This window comes from Streptomyces populi, from assembly GCF_002911015.1.
In the GTDB taxonomy this organism is placed as follows: domain Bacteria; phylum Actinomycetota; class Actinomycetes; order Streptomycetales; family Streptomycetaceae; genus Streptomyces; species Streptomyces populi.
On the sequence record NZ_KZ626960.1, the window covers coordinates 1 to 23,724 of the forward strand.

Consider the following 23,724-nt stretch of genomic DNA (forward strand, 5'->3'; position numbering starts at 1 on the left):
CCCTCCGACGGCGGAGAGCACGCCGAACGTCACGCTCATCACGGTGCCCACGAGGATGGTCGCGAGCACGATCCAGAAGGCGGCGCCGCTGAAGGCGTCCTCGGGTGCCGTGCGCGCCAGGTACAGCCCGGCACCCGCCATCGAGGCGTACACGGTGACCGCGAAGAGCACTCCGAGGACCCGGTGCAGCCGCGTGCGCCCGCGTACGGCGGTGAGCACCTGCGCGGGGCCCAGCAGCATCAGCACACCGCCGAGCACGGAGTGCACGATCATCGGCACGAGGCTGTGCCGGTACGGCCCGATCCGGGTGGCCAGCGCGTCGGCCACGTAACGCGGCGAGACCACGTGGGCCAGGATCCACTCGCCGAACGCCGGGGCGCCGGGGCTCGCGTACGGCCACAGCTCGGTCATCGCGATCGGCGCGTAGCCCACGCACACGGCCGACACGGCGATGACGGCGAGGCGGCGCCAGGTGGTGCCCGTTGGACGACGCACGACGACTCCCTGCCCGTGGCCGCGACCCGGCCATCGATAGTCTCGTCTGGACTGTCTCGTTTGGACTATCGAGACGGTAGGGCCGTCCACCGCCGGGGTCAACGGTCCGGCGTGTCCTCGTCCCGGCGCTGCACCCATCCCCAGAAGTCGATCATCATCCGCTCGTACCGGATGCCGAACTCGAGCGCGTCCCGCTGCCCGCGTGTCAGCAACTCACCGACGGTCTCGGCGAGTTCCTCGTACCCGGCCAGGGTCCGGCGGTGCTCGTCGAGCTGGACGGGACCGAGCACGTCGGGCTCACCGCCGAACCACAGCTTGAGGATGCCGCGCTCACGGGCCTCCACCGGGACGAACGCGGGGTCGTCCAGCCAGGCCCGCAGGGCCGCCCTGCCCTCGTCCGTCAGCGTCAGCACCCTGCGGTTGCGGCCGCTCTCCTGCCGCACCCGGGCCAGGAGCCCGGCGTCGAGGAGGCGGTCGCACTGCGCGTACACCTGCGCGTGCGGCACCGACCAGAAGGGCGCGACCGTCCGCGCCGCCTCCCCCTTCACGTCGTACGCGCTGGCCTCGCCCAGCTTGTCGATGATGCCGAGGACGAGGTACGAGGCGGTGGTCAACCGAGCGTCAGCCATGGGGCGACGGTATCGCCACGCGATCACCGGGCGGCAGGGACCGCCGGACCCGGTCGCCCCACACGGGGCTCCGCCGACGCGAAGAAGATCCGGGTGCCCGGCACAATGCGGGGTATACGGGCGATCACACAGCCGACCGAACCTCAGGCCCGCGCGCCGGCCGCACTAGGAGTTCCTGTGACCACCTACGTCATCACCGTTCCCGGGACCTTCGTCCACGGCGTCTCGGACGCCTCCCGCGCCGACGTGGAACGCCGGCTTCGCCCCCAGGACCCGCAGAACACGGACCTGGGCGAGACCGAGGAGCTGAGCCTGCTGACCGTCGACGAGGGCAACAGGTTCTCCGTCCGGCTCGAGGTCGAGGCGGCGGACCGCAGGAGCGCCGAGGCCGAGGCCGTGCGGCTCGTCTCCGGCGCGCTCCAGGACAGCGGTCTGTCCGCGGACGACGCCCCGCTGGGGCCCGCCGCCGTCACGGGGATCGACCGGGAGTTCTGACGCCGCGCCGTCGCGACGCCCTCGCGGACGACCGCCGTCCACGGACGGCGGTACGCCCCCGGACAGCGGCCGGCCGGGAATCAGGCCGGACGGACGACGCTGTGGATGGTGGCCGGCCCGGCGTACTCGATCGACTCCTCGGTGATCCGCGCTCCAGGACTCGGCGCGTGGACCATCATGCCGTCGCCGACGTAGAGACCGACGTGGCTCACGTTGGCGTGCAGGAAGACCAGGTCGCCGGGCTGGATGTCGGCGAGCGCGATCGCCGGGCCGACCTGCGCCTGGTCCTGCGTCGCGCGGGGGAGCACGACCCCGGCGCTCTTCCAGGCCGCCTGGGTCAGACCGGAGGGGTCGTACGAGCCGGGTCCGGACGCCCCCCACACGCAGGGCCTGCCGATCTGCGCACGGGCGAAGGCGACCGCCTCCGCGGCCCTGCTGTCGTGTCCGACGACCGGCGGGGCGGCGGGGGCGACGAGGCTGTCGATGTCGAACCCCGGGGTCGTGTCGACGGTCCCGGGAGCGGCGGGCCACGCCTGCTGCTTGCCGGCCGACCGCAACGACTGCCGCCAGGCGTCGTCGACCGGCGGGGGCGCCGGCTCGTTCGCCGGAGGCATGGGGGCCGACGGATAGGCCCCCACCCGGGGGGCGGACTCGTACGCGGAAGGCTGCGGCGCCGGCTCGCTCACCGGAGGCATAGGGGCCGACGGGTAGGCCCCCACCCGGGGGGCGGACTCGTACGCGGGAGGCTGCGGCGCCGGCTCGCTCACCGGCGGTGCCGGAGCCGGCTGGTACCCGCTGGGACGGGCCGGCTTCCCGTACTCGAGGGGCAGCAGCACCGACTTGTACTCGGGGGCCGGGGCCGGCGCTTCGTACCCGGGGGGCAGGATGACCGCCTTGGACTCGGCGACAGGAGGCGCGGGCTCGTACGCCCGGGGCATGGAGCCCGTCTCGTACGGGGCGGGCTGGGACGCCGCCTGGAACGCGGGCGCCTGAGCGGCGGACGGGAACGAACCGGTCTGAGCCACGGACGGGAACGAACCCGTCTGAGCCACGGACGGGAACGAATCCGTCTGAGAAGCCGCCTGGAACGCCACGGCCTGCGGAACCGACGGGAACGAACCCGTCTGACCCGCGGACGGGAACGAGCCGGTCTGAGCGATCGACGGGAACGAGCCGGTCTGCGGGGCCGCCGGTCTGTACTCGATCGCCGGCGCCTGTGCCTGCTGTGGAATGGCCACGCTCTGCCGTGCCGCGTGCCGCGCCATCAGCTCCTGCGCGGCGGCGAGCTTGCGCCGGGCGCTCTGCTTCCTGCCGTGCAGCGCGGACTTCTGCGACGCGGCGGCCGGAGCGGCCCCCGCCGGGAGCGCCGCAAGGGCCGGTGTCCCGGGGCCCGGAGCCGCCGGGGCGCTACCGGTCATGGTCCCGGCCACCGGCCCCGCCGTCAGTTCCAGAACGGGACGCGCGGTCGGTTCCGAGGCCGGACCGGCGGTCAGCTCCAGCACCGGGGCAGCCGTCAACTCGGCGGCGGGCCGCATGATCTGTTCCAGCTCGTACACCGTCGGAAGGTCCGACGAGGCCCCCTTGGAACCCCTCCCGCCCTCCTTCGGACGGGCGCTCTCACCGCTGCGCTTCGGCTGCCTGTCGACCGGGAGCACGGCCGGCGCCACGGGTCCGATCCGGGAACGCGCCCCGTCGAACCACTGCCGCATCAGGTCTTCCTGGGCGGGATCGGAACCCCCGCCCCCCTGGCCGCCGCCCCGTCGGCCCGGCCTGCGGCTGGAGTTCGCCGACGCGCGGGTCCCGTTGAAGTTACCGGTGGCGAGTTCCGCCTGGTCGTAGAGGGACGAGAGCCGTCGGGCGACTTCTTCGCCGCTGGGCGGGGTGCGTTCCGGCGCCATGGAGTGGTGCTCCTTCCGTCGTCCGCCTACCGGGTTAGCTGTCGGGTTCGGGCGGACGATTCCGGAAGGTATGCCCTACGGCCCCTGTCCCGTAAGACAGTTGACCGATTCACCCCAGGTTCGGTGGGTCCCCGGCTCCAACCGCCACGAGGGCGGCCAGGATTCGGCGGAGGCCGCACCGCCCGGCGAGCTTCGCCGGAGGGAGTCGGGCGGCCAGGTCGCCAACTTAGCCATGTTGTGCACCCGATGTGAAGATCCACGTCCCAGATGTCCGATACATTTTCGTGACCTTCATCGCACCACCCCGCAGTGCGACGGTGAGGACACGCGGCGTACTCGAAACGACGGCTGAGCACGCCCGTTGGGGCGATCGGGTCCGGATCCCCGCCCCCGCCTCCCGCTCGGTCGGCCCGGCCCGCTCCGCACCGGTTCCGGTCCGGTCGCACGGGCCCGTCCCGGCCCGGCCCGCCGGTCACGCGTCCGACCGTCCCGGATGTGTCGGAAGTGTGCACGGAACTGGCGTTCCCTGGCATGCCGTTCGACATCGACGGCGCCCACTGGTCACACCTTGACCGGTTCTGGCCGAGCTGGCCGGATGACTGCTCCGGTCACGTACCGGCCGTACCGTCGAAGCACGTCAGACCACGAGAGCGAGTCGAGGACCCCACGTGCACGATGCGCCGATCTATGCCCAACTGATCTCCGAGCGCGGCGACATACCGACGCTCGTTCGGAGCGAAGCCCGTCGGCTGCAACGCGACTTCGAGTGGATCCTCAGCTGGGATCCGTCGACGGGCGCCCCTCTTCCCGCGTCCGCCGCACGACTGATGTCCGGCGGGCGCCGCCCCGCCTCCCCCGCCCCGGACCCCGACGACCGGCCGGGCACCGTCCCGCGGCCGACGGCGAGTCGGGCCCGGCCGGAGACCGGCGGCCGGCCCGCCCAGGCCGGCCGGCCTGGGAACGCCGGGGTCGACGGCCCTTAGAGAACGTCGGGTTCGCCGCCCGGCCGCGCGGCGGGGAGCGGGTCGAGCCCCCTGCCGATCCGGGCCACCAGGCCGGCGACCGCCGCACCCGTGGCCCGGTGCCAGGTCCGCGCGCGCCGGAGCATCGCGTGGTCACCGCCTTCGACCCGCACGGCGCTCGCGGAGGAGCCCGCCTCCGCGGCCCGGCGGACGAGGGCGAACGACGCCGCGGGATCGGTGACCCTGTCCCGGTCACCGTGCAGCACGATCACACGCTTGTCCCGGAGGTGCGCGACCGGCTCTCCCTCCGGACACCAGGGCGCCAGCGCCACCACGGCCCGGACCTGCGGCGCGGCCGCGGCACGCAGGGCGGCGCGCCCGCCCATCGAGTGCCCCACGAGCACGACCGGCACCTCCCCCACCAGATCGACGAGTTCGGCGAGCGCCCGCAGGACATCGGCGACGGGGTCGGCGTCCGCGCCGTTCCACCCTCGGTGGCGGTAGCGCACCTGCCCGACGAACGTGCCCTCGTCCGGCAGGGCGCGCGTCACGGAGCGCACGAAGGGCCTCATGCGTGCGCGAGCCACGTTCCACGGCCGCAGCGGGTCCTTGCTGTCCGCGGCACCGCCGTGAAGGACCAGTACGGCGGCACGCGCCGGACCCGCGTCACGAGGGATGACGCGACACGGCCGCAGCGCCGCGGGCATGCCGGACCCTCCGGGCCGGGACACGTCAGCGGCGGACATCCGCACAGAACCTCGCATGGCACCTCTCCACCTTCACGGCGCTCGTCCACGCCTCGCACCCGGCCGGGAGGAGAGATCGTCTCACCGGTCACGGTCACCGGTCACCTACGGGCGGGCCGTACGCTGCGGCGGGCCGCCGTCACTCCGTGTCCTCCGGTCGGGCCCGGTAGTTGTTGCGCCACTCCTGGTAGAAACGCCAGAGGCGGGCGCCCTGCGGGCAGCGTCCCGACTCCCGTCGGCACGTACGGCAGTCGCCGACGTGACTGACGTAGGCGGTCTCGGGGGCGTCCCGCCCCGGTTGCTGATTCGGCATGACCCTCGGCACCTGTCGGCGCGACCCGCACGAGCACGGCGTCGCTTCTGATGCCGTACTTCCGGACCGGGGGCCTCGGCGGATGCGTCTGCCGAGGACCGGTTCCCGACCGAGGCGCATGACGTGCGTCAGTCGAGGAGATCGACCTCGCGTTCCGCCGTCACGGGGAAGGGACCGTCGGTCCGGGGCCTGCGGACCGTCAGGCGGGCCACCTCGAAGTCCATCTCGGAGGCCTCGGGGGGTGGTGGCGGGTGGTAACGGCCGGCGCACACGGACAGGTTGACGATGAGATAGGCGTGCCAGGACCTGCCCACTCCGCGCCGGTCGTCGAAGGCACGGACCCCGTTGACCCACCACACGACGCGGTGGGCGCCGAACTCGACCACGAGGTCGACCCAGGCGCCGGGTGAAATGGCCTGGTTCCGGTAGTAACGGTGGGTGTTGCGCACGTGGTTGGACAGTTCCAGCAGGTCCGGGTTGTCGGGGTGGTACTCGAAGACGTCGATCTCCTGACCGCCGTCCCGCCATGTCCAGACGGCCGGCCAGGCCCCGGTCACCGTGGGCAGCTTGACCCGGGTTTCCAGCACGTCTCCCGTACGGATCATGAACCCGTCCGCGCTGCCCTCGGTGGTGAGGAGGCCCGTGTCCCAGTCGCCGTCCGGTCGCCGGGTGGCCCGGAAACGGCCCGTCCGGCAGTAGGCGGGGTCCGTCACCAGATGGTCGAGCTTTCCGTCGTCCGGGTTGACCGGACCGCCGTCGGGATAGGCCCAGGAATGACCCGCGACCCATTGACGGGGCGAGGCGAAATCCGCCGTGAAGACGACATCGGACACGCGGCACTCCTCGATGACGGCGTTTCGCGTACGCCCAGATTCTCCCCAAGGCACCGACATCCACGCCCTGTTCATCACAACTCGCCACAAAACAACCCGTCAGGGTGAACCGGCCGCCCTCCGGTGCGCGGGGCCCGGCGCACCGCGCCCCGGGCCGGCGCACCGCGCCCCGGGCCGGCCGGGTGCCCGGCCGGGCGCGCCGGACACGGCACATCCGACCGGGCTCCGTCCGGCTACAGGTACGGGCGGGTGATCAGCTCGATCGCGTGGCCGGCCGGGTCCTTGAAGTACACGCCCCGGCCGCCGTGTTCGTCGTTGATCTCGCCCGGACGCTGCATCCGGGGATCGGCCCAGTGCTCGACGCCCTGGTCGCGAAGCCGCCGGTACGCGCGGTCGAACAGCTCGTCGTCGACCAGGAACGCGTAGTGCTGCATCTGGATGTCCACCGGGGGCTCGGCGAACTGCAGCAGCACGCCGTCGGAGAGCTGGACGTTGGTGAACGGTCCCCAGGAGGGCGCCTCCGGCAGTTCCAGCAACTGCCGGAAGAAGCCCGCCGACTCGTGGCGGTCCTTGGACGCGATGATGGTGTGGTTGAAGGTGACGGTCATGGGACTGGCCTCGGTTCTGCTCGGCACGGAAAGGAGTTCGCGGTGCACAAGCACCGGGAGGTCCGCGTGCCGGGCCGGGAGGGGGCCTTCGGCGCACCCGCCGCGCGATCAGCCCTCCACCGGATTGCCGTTCCGTGTGTGGCGTGGCGCCGGTCCGGTGTTCACGTCGAGCGACCCTACTCGATCCGGGTTCACCGCGGAAACCGGAAAGCCGTGGCCGGGGACCGCCCGGACGGCAGACTGAACGCCATGACCTCACCGGATCCCAAGGCCGACCTCCACCGTTATCTGCAGTCCGCTCGTGACGCCCTGCTGTGGAAGCTCGAGGGTCTCCCGGAGTACGACGCCCGCCGCCCGTTCACCCCGACCGGGACCAACCTCCTCGGCCTGGTCAAGCATGTGGCGACCATGGAACTGGGCTATCTCGGCGACACCTTCGGACGCCCGTCCGGCGAGCCGCTGCCCTGGCTGGAACACGCGGACGAGACGAACGGGGACATGTGGGCCACCGCCGACGAGTCACGCGAGTTCGTCGTGGGGCTCTACCGCCGGGCATGGGCGCACGCGGACGCGACGATCGACGCGCTGCCGCTGGAGACGACCGGCCGGGTGCCGTGGTGGCCCGCCGGGAAGGACGAGGTGACGCTGCACCACGCGGTCGTACGCGTGATCGCCGACACCCAGCGGCACGCAGGGCACGCCGACATCATCCGCGAACTCATGGACGGAGCGGTTGGGATGAACGAGGGGAACGACAGCATGATGCCGGGCGGCCCGGCGTGGTGGGAGGACTACCGGGCCCGGCTGGAACGGGCGGCCCGGGAGGCTGGCGAGAACGGCTAGACGCCGGAGCCGGAGCCGCCGCGGGACGGTGACCGGGCCGTCAGGCGTCCGGCCAGGCCCCGCGCCCCGCCAGGTCGAGGACGAGCGCGGCGATGTTCCAGGCGTCGTCCTCGCCCCGGTGGTGCCGCCCCTCCAGGGGCAGTTCGGCGAGGCGCAGGGCCTGCGCCATCCCGGGCCGCCTGCGAAGACCGCGAGCGGCGGTGAAGACCGCCTTGGCGTTGGTGTGCCGGCGGCCGAAGGGGTACGGAGTCGCCGACGCGGCGCACTGACGGGTGAACTGATGCCGGTCGTAGTCGCCCCAACTCGCCCACGGCCGCTCGCCCGCGCGGTGCCGCACGGCCAACTCACGGCAGGCTTCGGCGAATTCGAGCCCTTGCCCGACCTCGTCCTGGGTCAGCCCCGTGAGTTCGGTGCAGAAGTCGCTGACGGTCGACCGTGCGGGCCGCACCAGAAGGCGGTGCTTCTCCACCCGGACGCCCTTCTCCAGGTCGACGACCGTCAGGCCGATCTCGATGATCTCGCTCACCGCTCCGGGCGGGGGCGGTCCGTCCCAGCAGGTGGCCTCGACGTCCACGACATTGATCAGTCCCCCGGTGTTGTTCATGCCCGCGAGCCTAGAAGGAGCCGCACGGGCACGTCACCGGGATTTCCGCCCTGCCGCCGGGCCGGCCGCGGGCCCCGGGTGCGGCAGCGGCCGGCCCCAGGTCACGGACGCGGCCAGGGACGTCCGCCGATGCGCTCGATGTCGGTGTTGAAACGCCGCAGGTAGGAGGCGAAGGCGGCGATGTCCTCCTCCGGCCAGTCCGCCATGACACGGTCCAGTGAACTGATGAGCCCCTGCCGCTCCTCGTCGAGGAGCCGTGCGCCCTCGTCCGTGATGCGGAACTTGCGGGCCATGCCCCCGTCGGGGTCGGGGATGCGCTCGACCAGCCCGGCGCGCATCGCCGCCGCGGTCTGCCGGTTGAGGGTGGAGGCGTCGAGCCCGAAGGCGTCGCTCAGTTCACCGATCGACATCGGCCCCTGGATCCGGATACGGCTGAGCAGGATGTACGCGCTGCGCTCCAGGACGCCGTCCTTGGTCCGGCCGCCCCGGTGGTTCATCCATCCGTGGCGGCTGAGCAGCATCTGCTCGTACTCGACCTCGTGTGTGGGCCTGACCATCCGCCTGCCGCCTCCCGCCGTCACCTGAGCCGCGCATGCCGGTGCGGCCCGCCTCCATGGTCCCACACCCACATGCACAACCCACATCACATGCATAGACCACAAGGCATGTGCGATACACAAGACATGTACGATGCACATCCCTTTTCCCGCAGACAGAACCCGAGGAGTCCCCCATGGACGCCCCCCAGCCTTCCGCCCGAGCGGGCGGCGTGGTCGCCACGCTCGCCTTCGCCGGCACCGTGGCGGCGATCATGCAGACACTGGTCACTCCGCTCATCGCCGAGCTGCCCCGGATCCTGCACACCACGCCCGCCAACTCCGCCTGGGTGATCACCGTGACCCTGCTGGTCGCGGCCGTCTGCGTGCCCGTCTCCGGCCGCCTGGGCGACCTGCTGGGCAAGCGGCGGATGCTGCTCGCCTGTTCCGTCCCGCTCGTGGCGGGCTCCGTGGTGTGCGCGCTCTCGTCGTCCGTCGTCCCGATGATCGTCGGACGGGGCCTGCAGGGAATGGGCATGGGCATGGTGCCGCTGGGCATCGCCCTGCTGCGTGACGTGGTGCCCGCGGAGAAGCTGAGTTCCTCCATCGCGCTGGTCAGCGCCTCGATGGGCATCGGCGGCGGCCTCGGCCTGCCCGTCTCCGCCGCGGTCGCCCAGTACGCGAACTGGCGCGTGCTGTTCTGGGGCTCCGCCGTGCTCGCCGTGGTGATCGGAGCGCTGATCTGGTTCCTCGTCCCGGACGTGCCGGCCGGCGCCAAGGGTCAGCGCTTCGACGTCCTCGGGGCGCTCGGGCTCGGCGCCGGACTGGTCTGCCTGCTCCTCGGCGTCTCCAAGGGCGCCGACTGGGGCTGGGGCTCCGCGACGACCCTCGGGCTGTTCGCCGCCGCCGTGGCGGCCCTGATCGCCTGGGGCGTCTGGGAGATGCGCACCCAGGACCCGCTGATCGACCTGCGCACCACCGCCCGTCCCCGGGTCCTGCTCACCAACGTGGCCTCGGTCTTCGTCGGGTTCGGCATGTACGCCAGCATGCTGATCATCCCGCAGCTGCTCCAGTTCCCCGACGCCACCGGCTACGGTCTGGGCCAGTCGATGCTCGCGGCCGGCCTGTGGATGGCCCCCGGCGGCATCATGATGATGATCGTCTCCCCGCTCGGCGGGAAGCTGACGGACGCCCGCGGCCCGAAGTTCACGCTGGTCTGCGGCGTCCTCGTCATCGCCCTCGGCTACGGGCTGGCGCTGGCCCTCATGGGGTCGCCCTGGGGTCTCATGCTGACCGGCATGGTCATCAACAGCGGTGTCGGCCTCGCCTACGGTTCGATGCCGGCCCTGATCATGAGCTCGGTCCCGCTCTCCGAGACCGCCGCCGCCAACGGCTTCAACACGCTGATGCGTTCGCTGGGCACCTCGGTCGGCTCGGCGGTCATCGGCGTCGTCCTCGCCCAGATGACGACCAGCGCGGCGGGCTACACCTTCACCTCCGAGAGCGGCTTCCGCACCGGCCTGGTCGTCGGCGGCTGCGTCGCCCTGGTGGCCGCGGCCATCGCCGCCGTCATCCCGGCGGCCCGCACCGCCGCCGGAGACGACAAGGCCGGCCCCACGGCCACGCCGGAGACGGCCGCGGCCACCCGCTGAGGTTCGCGCGGCCCCACCGGTCCCGCCCCCCGGAACCGGTGCGCCCGCGCCTCTTCCCGGGAGCACGGCGGCGAACGCTCCCGGCTCCCCCACGCGGAACGAGAGGGCGCACCCGGACGGTGCGCCCTCTCGTCGTCGTACCGCGCGCCCGCCCCGGCCGCGCGCGCCACCGCGCCCCCTCCGCCGGGCGTCCTTCCCGCCCTCGCACGGCTACGGACGCCCGGATCCCCCCGGCGCGGGCTCCGTCAGCGGCCGTCGGGCGTGCACGGGCTCCTCCACCGCCGTCGACCTGCCCAGGTAGGTGAGCGGTCCCGGGTCGCCGACGGGAATCTCGTGGAAGCCGAGACGGTCGTAGAACGCCCGCGCGGGCCTGTTCGCGGTGACCATGCCCAGGTGGACCGCCGGCACCCCGCGGTCGTGCAGCGCGGTGAGGAAGGTGTTCATCAGCGCCCTTCCGTGGCCGCGCCGCTGGAAGTCCGGCAGCAGGTCGATGTGCAGGTGCGCCGGATAGCCGGCCAGTTCGGGCAGGATCATGCGCTCGGGGGCGTGCAGCAGCTCGACCATCACCTCGCCGGGCGTGCGGGGCGGCGTCGTGGGCGCGGGATAGCGGTGCGCGACGCGCGGGATCCATTCGTCGCGGAACCGCGCGACGAACCCGGCGGTGTCACCGGTGCCGACCACGTAGCCGACGGCCCGTCCGCCGCCGTCGTCGAGGACGAAGGCCAGCTCGGGTTCGAGATGACAGTAGGGCGCGGCGAAGAGGGTCGGCATCAGCTCCTCGTCGGGATACAGGGCGCGCGAGTCCCCTCCCTCGTCCGCGGTGCTCACACACACGTCGGCGACGGCGGCACGGTCGGCGGGCCGGTAGGCGCGAATGATCGGCAATGGGTCCATGAGCGGCATCCTGGCCCTTTGGGAGCGCTCCCACAAGGGGTCGCGCGCGACCGCCCCCCGTACGGACGGCCGGGTGAGATCCGGCACGGGGCGCCGCATGGTGCCATGCTGAAGTACCGGATCATGACCTGGGAGCAGGGAACGACGGCAGCGTGAGGACAGTGACACGGCCGAACCGAGCGGCGGTCTGGAACCGGTTCGTGGCCTCCGACCCGGGCCTGCTGCGGCTCATGGCCGGACTGCGGACCGTCGGCGCCATCGCCCTCACCCTCGCCGTCCTCGCCCTGCGTGGAGCCGGTCCCGGTCTCATGGTGAACGGGGCCATGACCGCCATGGTCGCCACCTTCTCCATCAAGGAGAGGCACCGCGGCGCCCAGGCCCTCACCCTCGCGCTCGGACTGCCCGTGGCCGTCACGGCGATGACGCTGGGCACCGTGCTGAGCACCCACACCCTCGCGGGCGACGCGTGCTTCATCGCCCTCATCTTCGTCGCGGTCTACTGCCGCCGGTACGGCGACCGCGGCACGGCGCTCGGGCTGATCGCCTTCCAGATCTACTTCCTGTCCCTGTTCGGCGGGGCCGCCTACTCCGCGCTTCCCGATCTGTGCGCGGCGCTGGCCATCGCCTTCGTGTGCAGTGCCGTCGTGCGCTTCGGCGTGGTCGCCGAGTCGACCGAGCGGGTCCTCGGACGGCTGCGCAAGGCGTTCCGGGCCCGCGTGGCCCAGCTCGTCTCCGTCCAGATCGACCTGCTCGACGCCGGTCCCGACGACGTCGAGAAGGCACTGGACGACGTACGGCTGCACACCGCGCGGCTGCACGAGAGCGCGATGATGATCCAGGACCGCCTGGACGGGGGGACGTCGGACAGCGCGACCGCCTCCCTGCTCCAGCGGCGGGTCGCCGAGGCCGAGATCGCCGCCGAGCGGCTCGGCATCCTCATCCTCACGGCGCGCAGCGCCGAACAGGCCGACACGCTCGCCCTGCACCTGCCGCACGCGCCGCTGCCCGAGCCGGGAGACCGGCTCCACGAGCGCGGCGACACCGTGGCGACGCTGCACCGCGATCTCGAGGCGCTGGGGGTGCTCGTCACCGGCCCGGCCGCCGGTGAGCACGGCTCGGGGGTGGCCCAGTTGCGCAACCGGCTGCTCGGTTACCGGGACGAGGAGAATCTGCCCCAGGCCCCGGCGGCCGTGCAGGACGTCTTCCGCGGCATCGGCGAGGCGGCCCGCGCCGCCCTCGGACTGCGGCTGGCGCTCGACGGCCCCCAGGACGAGTCCGACGACTCCCCCGAGACCAAACGTTCCCGTGAGGAACTGGACGCCGAGGACATCTCCATCGCCGCCGAGGAGGAGGAACAGGAGGAGCCGCACCCCACGGGACTGGACCGCCCTACGACCCGGGCCGCGGTACAGGTCTCGGTGGGGTCGACCCTGGCCATCGTCGGCGGGGAGCTGCTCTCCCCGCAGCGGTGGTACTGGGCGGTGCTGACCTGCTGGGTCGTCTTCCTGAACACCTCCTCGACCGGGGAGATCCTGGTCAAGGGCTATCGCCGGCTGCTGGGGACGGTCCTCGGCGTGATCGCGGGTGTCGTCCTGGCGGGCGCGGTGGGCGAGCACACCTGGACCGCGTTCGCCCTGGTCCTGCTGTTCATCTTCGCCATGTACTTCACCGCCCCCGTGTCGTACGTCCTGATGTCCTTCTTCGTGACGGCGATGCTGGGGCTGCTGTACACCGTGCTCAACACCTACAGTCCGGCGGTGCTCGTCCTGCGGATCGAGGAGACGGCGCTCGGCGCCGTCTGCGGGATGGTCGCGGCCGCGGTGGTCCTTCCGGTGCAGACCGACCGCCGCACGGACGAGCTCCTGGCCGCCGCGCTCGTCCGGCTCGGGGACGTCAGCGGTGCGGCGGTGGAGCAGTTGAGCGGCGGGATCGCCCTCGACCTGCTGGACAAGGCCCGCGATCTCGACATGGCGCTGGACAAGCTGAGGGCCTCGACCAAACCGCTGACCCACCCGATCACTCCGTGGCGGACCCGCCGCCGGACCGCCCGCTACATCGTCGCCCTGCTGGAGACGTGCGCCTACCACGCGCGGTCGCTGGCGGCGACGGCCGAACTCCTTCCCTACAGCAGGTCGGTCGCCGCCGACCCCCGCCTCAAACTGGTGGGCCGCCGGATCGGCCACAACATCGACGTCCTCGTCGCCCGGGTGGCGGACGACGCCATGGACGGCGTCGCGGAGACCGGCGCGAGCCTCGCCGCCATGCTGGAGCCGCAGGCACCGGACTCGCCCCGCCACGACCGCGTCACGGGCCGGGTCCTGCGGCATCTGCAGCGTCTGGACGAAGGGGTGATCGGTCTGGCCCGCCCGCTGGGGGTGCGGATCTCCACGCCCGGCAAGAAGGCCTCCCGGAGCATGGCGCGGTGACCGCGGCGCGGGGCGCGCTCAGCCCACGTTCCACAGGAACCGGTGCGTGTGGATCCCGAAGTAGGGGAACGACTGCACCTGCCGGACGCCTTCGATCTGCCGCACGACGTCGTTGACGAAGTCCAGCAGGTCCCGTGGCCCGGGACAGACGACCTCGGCGAACAGGTCGAAGCCGCCCGAGGTCAGTACCGAATAGACGACCTCGGACCGTTCGGCCAGCGCGTCGGCGACCGCGCGCGGATCGCCGTCCACGGCGATGCCGAGCAGGGCCATCGCCTGCCCGCCCATGCCCATCGGGTCGGTGACCCCGACGACCTGGACCGTCTGCGAGTCGAGCAGGCGTTGCAGACGCTGGCGGGCCGCCGACGCGGACAGCCCGACCCTGGGGCCGAGTTCGGCATAGGCGATGCGGCCGTCGATCTGCAGTTCCCGCAGGATGGCCCGGTCGATCTCGTCCACGCTGTTCCTCTCCGGCTGACCGGTCCCAGGTTAACGGCGCGGTTCAGCCGGCCAGTTCGGCCAGGGCGGCGGCGAAGACCTCGGTGTGCCGGTCCACGTCCCGTTCGGTGGTCGCCGGACACATGAGCGCCATGTTGTGGAACGGGGTCAGCAGGATGCCCCGGTTGGCGAGGTACAGGTGGAGGAAGTCCTCCAGTTCGGTGTCGGCGGCCGCGGCCGATTCCGTTCCGGTGCGCGGCGCGGGATCGGCGAACCGGTATTCCGTACGGGCTCCGAGCCGGCTCACCGACCACGGCAGGCCCCAGGTGTCGATGCCCGCCCGCACCCCGGCCTCGAAGCGCTCGGAGAGCTTCGCCATCGTGTCGAACGCGGCGTCGGTGAGGACGTGCTCCAGGGTCGCCCGCGTCGCCGCCGTGGAGAGGGCGTTCCCGGCGAGGGTGCCGCCGACGCCGCCCATGTCGACCAGGTCCAGATCGGCGCGGCCGAGCAGCCTGTCGGCGAGCTCGGCCGAGAGCCCGTACGCGCCGGCCGGGATCCCGCCGCCGATCGCCTTGCCGATGGTGAGCATGTCGGGCTCCAGGCCCCAGGCGGCGGTGCAGCCACCGGGGCCGGCGGAGAAGGTGTGCGTCTCGTCGTTGATGAGCAGCGTCCCGTACCGGCGCGTCAGCTCACGGACGCCCTCCAGGTAGCCCGGCTCGGGCAGCACGATGCCGATGTTGGTGAGCGCGGGTTCCATGAGGACGGCGGCGACGTCGCCGTGGGCGAGTTCGCGCTCGAGCTGCTCCAGGTCGTTGAACTCCGCGACGCGGCTGGTGAGGGTGACGTCGCAGGGGGCACCGACGTTTCCGGGGCGGGCCGTGCCGCGCCCGTCCGGGCCGACGACGATCAGCGACTCGTCGACGCTGCCGTGGTAGCTGTAGCTGTTCACCAGGATCTTCGGACGGCCGGTGACCGCCCGTGCCAGACGGATGGACCAGCGGTTGGCGTCGGTCGCGGTGAGCGAGAAGCTCCAGCGCGCGAGCCCGAAGCGGCGGGTCAGTTCGGCTCCCACCCACTCCGCGTCCTCGGTGGGCAGCATCGCGGTCGCGCCACCGCTCACGGCGAACCGGGCCCGTACCGCCTCGGCGACCACCTCGGGCGAGTGACCGGCCATGGCGCCCGTGTCACCGAGACAGAAGTCGATGTACTCGTGCCCGTCGATGTCGGTGACGCGGGCACCGCGCGCGCCGTCGAGATAGCGCGGGAAGGCCCCGGCCGTCTTGTTCATCCAGGTCATCGGGACTCTGCCGAACAGGTGCTCGGCGCGCTCGTACGCGGCCCTGGACCTCGGGTTGCGACGCTCGGCCTCGGCGCTCTCGCGGGCCAGGAGCTGCTGCAGGCGGGTGCGGTCCATCGAGGGCTCCTCTGTCGGTGAACTCGGCTGGCGAGCTCGGTCGGCGAGCTCGGTCGACGCCGTGTCCGGCGAACGGATTCGGCAAGGGTACGAACGTACAAGGCGTCAAATCAAGGTCGAACGATCGATTCAGCTTTCCATGCCACTGATTCCACTGTCATGACGCTCGATTCAGCGGTCACCACCTCGAAGCGAACCGGCCCCAGATGCGTCACATCCGGTCGGAATGAGTCGATCGGTGATCGCCCTCGTATCTCTGGATCAACACGGAGTCGCCATCCGAATCGGCGGCGCGCGGTCGCCCGGACGCGACCTGCGGCAAGGATCGTCAAGGAGCGGTGCATGGCAGGGACAACGGGGGATTCGGCTCGCGCGGGGCGGAACCGGACGGAAGTGGTCACCTCCGGTGAGGGAGCCGCCTCCGGTGAAGGGGCCGCGTCCGGCGAGGGCCCCGTGTTCGTCGACGAGAGCGGACGGCGGCGCTCCTGGCTCCGCAGCATGGGGTGGATCGTCGCGGTGTCCTGCGTCTGCTTCGCCACGGCCCTCGCGGCCCTGGTGAGCGGGGGCGACTCGGCGGCACCCTGGCTGCACCTGCCGAACGGGGTGCGCAAGACGCACAAGGACGTGTCGGCCGCGCGGGGCGCGCCGCGCGTGGAGGGGCGGCCCACCGGCACCCCGGCGCCGTCACCCGTGGGGCCTGGGAGCGCCGTCACGGATCCACCCGGCCCGGCCGCCGGGCGCGTGACCCCGCCGGCGGCCGACGCGGCCGCCGGCCGGCGGGCCGACGCCGCCGGGACCGAGGACGGGCCGCCCCGCCAGGACGCGAGCGCGGCCCCCTCCTCCCCCTCCCCCTCGGCCGCCTCGCCGAGCGCCCGGACGAGTGCGGCACCCCCGCGCGTCGCTCCCGCCGTCCCGGCGGGCGAAACGTCCGGCTCCCCGTCCCCCTCCTCTTCCCCCTCCCCTCTCCCGAGCAGCACGCCCGGGGAGGCCACGCAGTCGCCGGCCCCGGACCCGAGCGGTGGCGCGACGGGCGAAGCGGCCTAGACCGGGGGCCGGAACCGGCTACCGGGAGGCCTCCGGGGCCCACACCCGGTCGGCGTAGTCCAGGAAGTTCCCGCCCATGATCTTCTCGATGCGCTCCGAGGTGTAGCCGCGCTGCTCCAGGAGGCGGATCAGCTCCCGGAACTGGTCCACTCCGCGCAGGTCGAGCACGAAGGGCAGCGTGTCGTCGCGCTCCCCCGCCGCGCCCACACCGGCCTGGCGCCGCAGGGCGACGTGCTCGGCGAGATGCGCGCGGTAGGCGTCGAGGTCGTCGATGGACGTCACGGTCCCGTCGGTGCCGATGCCGACGTGGTCCTCTCCGCACACGTCGACGGCGTGGACGATGTGCTCCACGACATCGGCGGCCGTCGCGTGACCCGACACGTTCAGGAAGGGCATGAAGTAGATGCCCACGAAGCCGCCGCGCGAGGCCACCAGGCGCAGCTCCTCGTCCGTCTTGTTGCGCGGGAGGTCGGCCAGCGCACGGCAGCCGGTGTGGTTGATCGACACCGGGCGGCGCGCGATCCCGGCGGCCTCCAGGCACGTGCGCTCACCGCTGTGGGAGAGGTCGACCATCAGGCGGTGCTCGTCGAGGGCCTCGACGACGCTCCGGCCGAAGTCGGTCAGCCCCCGGTTCTCCGGCGCCATGGAGCCGTCGCCGATGTGATTGGCCTGGTTGTAGGTGAGCTGGACGACCCGGACGCCGAGGTCGGCGAACGTGGCGACGCGCCCGGTGTCCTCGCCGATCGCGACGGCGTTCTGGAAGCCGTAGATCACGCCGATCCGGCGTTCCTCCCGGGCCCGGCGGATGTCCGCGGTCGTGCGCACCTTGAGCAGGTCGGCCGCGTTGTCCCGGACGATGCCGTCCCAGACGGCTATCTCGTGCAGCGTGTGCTCGTAGGGCGGCAGATCGCCCATCGTGTAACCGAGGGTGATGTTGACGGCGGTGAGGCCGGAGGCGTGGGCGTCCGCCAGCGTGCGGGCGTCGACCGTCAGCTGCTCGCTGGAGGGGTTCAGCTGCGAGGCCGCCTCGGCCGACCCGGGAGCGTTCGGGTTGTCGAGCTGCCCGAGCGCGTTGATGATCATGGGGAGGTCGGTCATCGGGTCTCCTCGACGGGGCGGGTCTCTTCGGCGGGGCCGGTCTCTTCCACGAGCCGGGCCGCGGCGGGCGCTTCGGCCCCGTGGCCCTGAACGCCCTCGGGCCGTGCCGCGCCGGAGGCGGCGCGCTCGAAGTCCCGGCGCTCGAAGCGCCGGCCGCGCTTGACGGTCAGGGTGACGCTGCGCAGGTTCGCGATGTCCCGCAGCGGATCGTCCTCCAGGACGACGAAGTTGGCGAGCTTGCCCGCCTCGACGCTGCCCATGACGTCCTCGGCCCCGGCGCTGCGGGCACCGATCAGCGTGGCCGAGCGCAGCACCTGCGCGGGCGACATCCCGCAGCGCTCCACGAGGAAGGCCAGCTCCTCGTGAAGGGCGGGGAAGGGGTCCTCGGCATCGGTCTCGTAGTCCGTTCCGGTCGCGATCTCCACGCCGGCGCGGTGGGCCTGGGCGGTGAGGACGGCGGCGAGCGCGGTGTTGGCCGCGGCACGCTCCTCGTCCTCGGGCCCCTCGCCCGCGAGGGCCCCGCTCGCCCACATGCCCGCGGTAGCGTCGAGGACCGTACCCCGCTGCCGCATCAGGGCGAAGAGCTCCTCGATCCGGGGGTCGTCACCGGCGGCGAAGCGCTCGTGGTCGACCTTCGGCTTGGTCTTGTAGCTGGTCAGCGGTTCGTCCGTGCCCTCGAAGGCGAGCAGCGTGACGTGCGAGACGCTGTCCGCGCCCGCCGCGACGATCTGGCCGGGCGCGGCGGGGAAGACGGTGGCGTGGGCCCAGACGGGGACGCCCTGGCGGTGCGCCTCCTCGGTGATCGCGGCGACGGTCTCGTGGTCGAGATCCGCGTACACCTTGATCGCGGACGCGTGGGTGCCGCGCGCCAGGGCGACGGCGATCCGCAGGTCGGTGTCCTTCGTGACCGCCTGCATCCACGGCACGGCGCCGGGCGTCTCGCCCTGGGACACCTGATGGGTGCGCGGGTCGTCGAAGAAGCCGGGTCCCGCCATCAGCGCGGCGTAGCGGATGTCGGGGCCGGGGATCTCCCCGACGAGCGTCGCCCGCGCGAGGTCGCCCACCTGACGCAGGTCGTCGGCCATGTCACGGATGGCGGTGACCCCGCCGTGGACGAGCCGGCGCAGCACCGCCTCGGCGGCGGGCCGGTCGGGCGGCGTCGCGATGTGCTGGTGGGAGTCGATCAGACCGGGAATGACGAAGCGGCCGTCGAGGTCGAAGACCCGGGCGTCGGCGGGCAGGTCCGCGGCGATCTCGGCGTCGTCGCCGACGGCGCGGATGACCGGGCCGTCGATCACGATCGACGTCGAGCCGCGGGCCGGCGCCCCGGTCCCGTCGAACAGTGTCGCGCCGCGGTACACCGCGACGGTTCCCTCCGCCGCGGGCGCGTACGGAGCCGGTGCGCCCGGAGTCTCGTCCGTCATCTTCACCTCGGTAGTAGCTCTGACCGGAGCGGCTCTGTCCGGACCGGTCGACCGCTTGATCGATCTTGTTACGCTCTACGTAACAAACGTATCGTCTCTCGAAACATGCGCTACCGTACGCTCGCATCTCACGACGTCACAAGGAGGGGTCGGATTGCCCTCGGCACCCCGTACCGCGGTGGACAAGGCCCTGGACCTGGTCGAGGCCGTGGCCCGTGCGTCCCGGCCGCCGCGCCTCACCGACCTCGCCGAGGAGGTCGGACTGCACCGCGCGACCGCCTACCGCGTGCTCGTCGACCTGGTCCGGCGGGGCTGGGTGCTGCGCGCCGACGACCGCTACCTGCCCGGCCCCGCGGTCCTGCAGCTGTCGTCCTCGGCGGCCAGGAACTCGCTCGGAGCCCTCGCCCGACCGGTCCTCACGGAGCTGTCCGAGCGCACCGGCCTGATGGTCAACCTCCAGGTGCCCGAGGTCGACCGGTCCCGCGTGATCGACGTCGTGCGCCCCGACCGTCTGGCGATGATCAGCAGTCTGACCGGCCAGGCACTGCCCGTTCACCGGTTCGCCGGTCCGCTCGCCCTCGTCGCCGCCCTCACCGCGGCCGATCGCGTCCCCTACCTGCGCGCCGCGGAGGAGTCCGGGTATCCGCTGGACGGGCCCGACGGGCTGCTGGCCGACGTCGAGGAGGCCGAACGCACGGGATTCGCCGTCGAGTACGGGCGCAACGAACAGCCGGTCGCCTCGCTCGCCCGCGCCGTGGTCACGCGTCCGGGCGCGCCCGTCTGCGCCCTCACCCTGGTCGGGCTGGGCCCGGACTTCGGCGAGGCCGGCCTTCCCGGCCTGCGGGAGCGGCTGCGCGAGGCGACGGACGAACTGGCGCGCATCCTCTCCGGTCCCGCGGCCTCCGGAACCCGGGAGGACGACGAGGCCGGAGAGGACTCCGGACGGACGCCGGCCGGACCCGTGTCCCCGTCCCGGCCCGCCTCCCCCTCTTCTTCCCCCTCCACCGAAGGCCCGGCATGAGCGAGATCCTCTTCCTCGACGGGGCGCGGACACGTGCCGCCCTCGATCCCCACCGCGTCCTGGACGCCGTGGCCGCGGCCCTCGTCGCCATCGGCCGCGACGAGGTCTCCGTACCGCCGCGGATCGCCGCCCGCACCCCGCACGGCCTGCTCGGCGCGATGCCCGGTCATGTGCCCGGTCTCGGGCTCGCGGCCAAGCTCGTCTCCGTGTTCGCCGACCCGGAACGCCCCGGCCGCAGCAGTCACCGGGGCGTCGTCGCGCTCTTCGACGAGACCGACGGCCGCCCGCTGGCCCTGATGGACGCCGAGCCGCTCACCGAGATCCGTACCGCGGCGACCGCCACCCTGAGCGCCCGCGCGCTGGCCCGTCCGGACGCCGGGCGGGTCGCCGTCGTCGGGACGGGCGCCCAGGCGCGCGCCCAGATCGCACTGCTCGCGGCCGTGGATCCCGGGACCCCCGTCGCCGTCGCGGGCCGCGATCCCCTGCGGGCCGGGAGCGCCGCCGCGCTCCACCCCGCCGGCCGGGTCGCGGAGAGCGTCGAGGAGGCCGTACGCGGGGCGGACACGGTGTTCTGCTGCACCGGCGCCGTGCGCCCGGTGATCCGTCGCTCATGGCTCGCCCCCGGGACGCACGTCAGCTCGGTGGGCGGCTCCCACGGGCCCGAGCTGGACGCCGCCACCGTCCGGGACGCCGCCCTCTTCGCCGAGTGGCCCGGCGCCGCCACGACCCCGCCCCCCTCCGGCGCCCACGAACTGCAGGACCTCCCGCCCGAACGGCGGGTGACGCTCCTCGGGCCGGTCCTGGCCGGCACCCACCCCGGCCGGCGCGACGACGCCGAACTCACCCTGTTCAAGTCGACCGGCCACGCCGCACTGGACGTCGCCGCCGCCCATGTGGCCGACGCCGTCGCCCGCGCGGAGGGGTGGGGCACCCGTCTCACCCTGTGAGCCGGCGGCCCGGAGGCGCCGACGCCGGTCCGGACGTCGGCGTCGCCCGGTGGCCGACGGGGGCCCGTGGACTTTCCTCCCCCGGTTCGGCCATGCTGAAGGGTGCTTCCGCCGGTCCGCGCACGGCTCCGGATCCCCGGTCGCGGTCCCGGAGACACCGGCCACGGGCAGGCGGCGGGCCCGACGGAACACGACTCGGAGGGAGGCCGGCGCCCCATGAGACGCACCGGAGCGGACGGCGGCGGAATGAGGGAACGGCTGGGCAGCGCGCTGTTCACCCGGGTCGCGGGCCCTGACGGACCGGAGAACCGCGCCCGCATCCACGGAACGCCCGGACCCCGCTGGTTCGGCCCGGACCGCCCCATCCGCACGGTGCACGGGGACGCGTCGATGTTCATCGGCGGCCTCTCCGCGCTGCTGCTCCAGTCGCTCCACCCGCTCGCCATGGCCGCCGTCTCCGCGCACTCGGGCTTCCGCGGGGACCCCTGGGGCAGGCTCCAGCGCACCAGCACCTTCCTGGCGGTGACGACGTACGGGACGGCCGAGAGCGCCCAGGAGGCCTGCGACCGGGTACGGGCGGTCCACGAGCGGGTGCGCGGCACGACCTCGGAGGGCACGCCGTACCACGCGGCGGATCCGCACCTCCTCGGCTGGGTCCACGTCGCGGAGGTCGACAGCTTCCTGCGGGCGCACCGGCGGTACGGCGCGCGCCCGCTGTCCGGCGCCGACTACGACGGGTACGTGGCGGACGCGGCCCGTGTGGCCACCGCGCTCGGGGTCCTGGACCCGCCCGTGGACCGTGCCGGGCTCGCGGAGCGGCTGGACGCGTACAGGAGCGAGGTGCGGGCGACGCCGGAGGCACGCGACGCAGCGCGCTTCCTCCTGCTGAACCCGCCGGTACCGCTCGTGGCCCGCCTGCCGTACGGGGTGCTCGCCGCGAACGCGGTGTCCCTGCTGCCCTCCTGGGCGGCGGCCGAACTCCGGCTGCCCCGGCTGCCGTTGGTGGACAGTGTGTGCGTGCGTCCACTGGGCTGCGCCTTCACCTCCGCCGTACGCTGGGCGATGGCACCGCAGCGGGCGCGAACCGTCGAGGCGGTCGCGTGAGCGGTGCCCGCGCCGCTCCGGCCGCCCGGGCGCCCCTCTCCCTCCCCCGCCGGCGCACGGATCCGTCACCGATCGGGCGAAGTCGGCACATGACGGGGTCCGGGGCCGAAAGACTGTGCGTGTGCTGAGGAATCTGCCGCCCGTTCCTCCCGGTTTCGTCGGACGCCGGGGCGAACTCGCCCACTTGGACGACGTGTTGCGCGAGGAGCGGGTCGTCACCCTGACCGGGGCCGGCGGTGTCGGCAAGAGCCGGCTGGCGCTGGAGGCGGCGGACCGGATCCTGCGCGCGGGAGGGCGCGGAGTGGCGTGGGCCGACCTGTGGCCGTTGCGGGACGACCGGCTGCTCGTCGCGTCCGTGGCCGACGCGGTGGACTTCGCGGACCACACGACGAACCGGGCGCTGGACTCCCTGGCCGACTGGCTGGCCGACCGGGACGTCCTGCTCGTCCTGGACTCCTGCGAGCACCTGGTCGTCCCCTGCCGCCGTCTGGTCACCCGGCTCACGACGGCCTGTCCGCGCCTGACCGTTCTCGTGACGAGCCGGGAACCCCTCGGCGTGCCCGGTGAACACGTCGTCGCCGTGGAGCCGTTGCCGCCCGCGACGGACGCCGTGGAGATGTTCCGGCTGCGCGCGGCCGCGGCGGGCACCCCCGTGTCCTCCCCGGCGGACGTGGCGGCCGTGGCGCGTCTGTGCGCGCGGCTCGAAGGCATGCCGCTGGCGGTGGAGCTGATCGCGGGACAGCTCGCGCACCGTACGGTCGCGGAGGTCGAGCTGGAACTCGGCCCGCGCCTGGACATCACGGCGGAGGGCGGCCTTCCCGGCCCGCCGCGCCACCGGGCGGTACGCACGACGATCGGTTGGAGCCACGAGCTGTGCGCGCCCGCCGAACGCCTTCTGTGGGCAAGGATGTCGGTGTTCCGGGAACCGGTGGACGCGGACACCGTGCGCGTCGTGTGCGCCGGGGGTCCGCTGCCCGCGGACGAGGTCGGCCGGGCTCTGGCGGGCCTGTCGAGGAAGTCGGTGCTGTCGCTCGCCGACTCCGGGTACCGGATGCTCGACACCGTGCGGGAGTACGGCCGCATGTGGCTCGACGAGGTGGGCGAGGGCCGGGAGCTGGCGGACCGGCACGCCGCGCATTTCCTGGGGATGGCCCGCGACGCCGATCAGGGCTGGCTGGGAGAGCGGCAGGCCGCGTGGTACGGGCGGCTCGGCTCGGCGCACGCCGATCTGTGCGCGGCGCTCGACCACCTGCTCTCCGAACGGCCGGACACCGCGATCGAGTTGATCGGCCTGCTCGCC

22 protein-coding genes, 1 pseudogene and 1 riboswitch are annotated in these 23,724 nt (G+C 73.1%); of the genes and pseudogenes, 9 read left to right on the forward strand and 14 right to left on the reverse strand.

The annotated features are described in order from the left end of the window. Positions 1-495 (reverse strand): annotated as a pseudogene (locus CW362_RS36210) (DUF2306 domain-containing protein); the annotation flags it as partial. A 98-nt stretch (positions 496-593) separates the two neighbouring features. Further along, complete coding sequence (locus CW362_RS36215; RefSeq protein WP_103553853.1) at positions 594-1,124, reverse strand: PadR family transcriptional regulator; 531 nt, start codon at positions 1,122-1,124, stop codon at positions 594-596. 177 nt (positions 1,125-1,301) lie between these two features. On the opposite strand from CW362_RS36215, the gene CW362_RS36220 reads away from it, so the two are divergent. Beyond that, positions 1,302-1,619 (forward strand): hypothetical protein, encoded by a 318-nt coding sequence (locus tag CW362_RS36220; protein WP_103553854.1) that lies wholly within the window; start codon positions 1,302-1,304, stop codon positions 1,617-1,619. 80 nt (positions 1,620-1,699) lie between these two features. Here CW362_RS36220 and CW362_RS45765 read toward each other — a convergent pair whose 3' ends face one another. From CW362_RS45765 to CW362_RS36245, 5 genes are all read right to left on the reverse strand, one after another. Further along, positions 1,700-3,517, reverse strand: a complete 1,818-nt coding sequence (locus tag CW362_RS45765; protein ID WP_420856891.1) for a C40 family peptidase — start codon at positions 3,515-3,517, stop codon at positions 1,700-1,702. Positions 3,518-3,524: 7 nt separating this feature from the next. Continuing rightward, a riboswitch (cyclic di-AMP (ydaO/yuaA leader) is annotated at positions 3,525-3,696 on the reverse strand. An 800-nt stretch (positions 3,697-4,496) separates the two neighbouring features. After that, on the reverse strand, positions 4,497-5,186 hold the full coding sequence (locus tag CW362_RS36235) for an alpha/beta hydrolase (RefSeq protein ID WP_103553856.1): 690 nt from the start codon (positions 5,184-5,186) through the stop codon (positions 4,497-4,499). 178 nt (positions 5,187-5,364) lie between these two features. Next, positions 5,365-5,538 (reverse strand): hypothetical protein, encoded by a 174-nt coding sequence (locus tag CW362_RS43565; RefSeq protein ID WP_162684345.1) that lies wholly within the window; start codon positions 5,536-5,538, stop codon positions 5,365-5,367. Positions 5,539-5,666: 128 nt separating this feature from the next. After that, positions 5,667-6,371, reverse strand: coding sequence for a LamG domain-containing protein (locus CW362_RS36240; RefSeq protein WP_103553857.1), 705 nt, complete (start codon positions 6,369-6,371; stop codon positions 5,667-5,669). A 233-nt stretch (positions 6,372-6,604) separates the two neighbouring features. Beyond that, a complete protein-coding gene (locus CW362_RS36245; protein WP_103553858.1) occupies positions 6,605-6,979 on the reverse strand; it encodes a VOC family protein in 375 nt (124 codons plus the stop codon). 249 nt (positions 6,980-7,228) lie between these two features. Between CW362_RS36245 and CW362_RS36250 the strand changes: the two genes are divergently transcribed. Beyond that, a complete protein-coding gene (locus CW362_RS36250; protein WP_103553871.1) occupies positions 7,229-7,822 on the forward strand; it encodes a DinB family protein in 594 nt (197 codons plus the stop codon). Between the two features lie 40 nt (positions 7,823-7,862). Here CW362_RS36250 and CW362_RS36255 read toward each other — a convergent pair whose 3' ends face one another. Then, positions 7,863-8,426, reverse strand: coding sequence for a 3'-5' exonuclease (locus CW362_RS36255; RefSeq protein WP_103553859.1), 564 nt, complete (start codon positions 8,424-8,426; stop codon positions 7,863-7,865). A gap of 101 nt (positions 8,427-8,527) precedes the next feature. Then, a complete protein-coding gene (locus CW362_RS36260) occupies positions 8,528-8,983 on the reverse strand; it encodes a MarR family winged helix-turn-helix transcriptional regulator (RefSeq protein ID WP_103553860.1) in 456 nt (151 codons plus the stop codon). Positions 8,984-9,159: 176 nt separating this feature from the next. Between CW362_RS36260 and CW362_RS36265 the strand changes: the two genes are divergently transcribed. Next, positions 9,160-10,614: an MFS transporter gene (locus CW362_RS36265; RefSeq protein ID WP_103553861.1), complete on the forward strand. Its 1,455-nt coding sequence runs from the start codon at positions 9,160-9,162 to the stop codon at positions 10,612-10,614. 210 nt (positions 10,615-10,824) lie between these two features. Here CW362_RS36265 and CW362_RS36270 read toward each other — a convergent pair whose 3' ends face one another. Further along, positions 10,825-11,508: a GNAT family N-acetyltransferase gene (locus tag CW362_RS36270; RefSeq protein WP_206301166.1), complete on the reverse strand. Its 684-nt coding sequence runs from the start codon at positions 11,506-11,508 to the stop codon at positions 10,825-10,827. 152 nt (positions 11,509-11,660) lie between these two features. Between CW362_RS36270 and CW362_RS36275 the strand changes: the two genes are divergently transcribed. Next, positions 11,661-13,934, forward strand: a complete 2,274-nt coding sequence (locus CW362_RS36275; protein ID WP_420856892.1) for an FUSC family protein — start codon at positions 11,661-11,663, stop codon at positions 13,932-13,934. An 18-nt stretch (positions 13,935-13,952) separates the two neighbouring features. Here CW362_RS36275 and CW362_RS36280 read toward each other — a convergent pair whose 3' ends face one another. Beyond that, entirely contained in the window at positions 13,953-14,393 is a 441-nt protein-coding gene (locus CW362_RS36280; protein WP_103553863.1) for an Lrp/AsnC family transcriptional regulator, read from the reverse strand. Between the two features lie 43 nt (positions 14,394-14,436). Continuing rightward, on the reverse strand, positions 14,437-15,786 hold the full coding sequence (locus tag CW362_RS36285) for a transaminase (RefSeq protein ID WP_103553864.1): 1,350 nt from the start codon (positions 15,784-15,786) through the stop codon (positions 14,437-14,439). 342 nt (positions 15,787-16,128) lie between these two features. On the opposite strand from CW362_RS36285, the gene CW362_RS36290 reads away from it, so the two are divergent. After that, positions 16,129-16,830 carry a hypothetical protein gene (locus CW362_RS36290; RefSeq protein ID WP_162684346.1) on the forward strand — a complete coding sequence of 234 codons (702 nt, stop codon included), beginning with the start codon at positions 16,129-16,131 and terminating at the stop codon, positions 16,828-16,830. An 18-nt stretch (positions 16,831-16,848) separates the two neighbouring features. On the opposite strand, the gene CW362_RS36295 is transcribed toward CW362_RS36290, so the two are convergent. Together CW362_RS36295 and CW362_RS36300 are read right to left on the reverse strand one after the other, a co-directional pair. Beyond that, positions 16,849-17,928 (reverse strand): dipeptidase, encoded by a 1,080-nt coding sequence (locus tag CW362_RS36295; protein ID WP_103553866.1) that lies wholly within the window; start codon positions 17,926-17,928, stop codon positions 16,849-16,851. Next, the gene (locus CW362_RS36300) at positions 17,925-19,352 is read right to left on the reverse strand and encodes an amidohydrolase family protein (protein ID WP_103553873.1); all 1,428 of its coding nucleotides are present in this window, start codon (positions 19,350-19,352) and stop codon (positions 17,925-17,927) included. The genes CW362_RS36295 and CW362_RS36300 overlap by 4 nt, the downstream gene beginning before the upstream one ends. 154 nt (positions 19,353-19,506) lie before the next feature. Between CW362_RS36300 and CW362_RS36305 the strand changes: the two genes are divergently transcribed. From CW362_RS36305 to CW362_RS36320, 4 genes are all read left to right on the forward strand, one after another. Beyond that, the gene (locus CW362_RS36305) at positions 19,507-20,373 is read left to right on the forward strand and encodes an IclR family transcriptional regulator (protein WP_240658230.1); all 867 of its coding nucleotides are present in this window, start codon (positions 19,507-19,509) and stop codon (positions 20,371-20,373) included. Next, a complete protein-coding gene (locus CW362_RS36310; protein WP_103553868.1) occupies positions 20,370-21,320 on the forward strand; it encodes an ornithine cyclodeaminase family protein in 951 nt (316 codons plus the stop codon). Before CW362_RS36305 ends, CW362_RS36310 begins: the two co-directional genes overlap by 4 nt. A 216-nt stretch (positions 21,321-21,536) precedes the next feature. Then, positions 21,537-22,424, forward strand: a complete 888-nt coding sequence (locus tag CW362_RS36315) for an oxygenase MpaB family protein (protein WP_103553869.1) — start codon at positions 21,537-21,539, stop codon at positions 22,422-22,424. 121 nt (positions 22,425-22,545) lie between these two features. After that, positions 22,546-23,724 (forward strand): ATP-binding protein (locus tag CW362_RS36320; protein WP_240658231.1); only part of this gene is annotated, 1,179 nt, incomplete at its 3' end.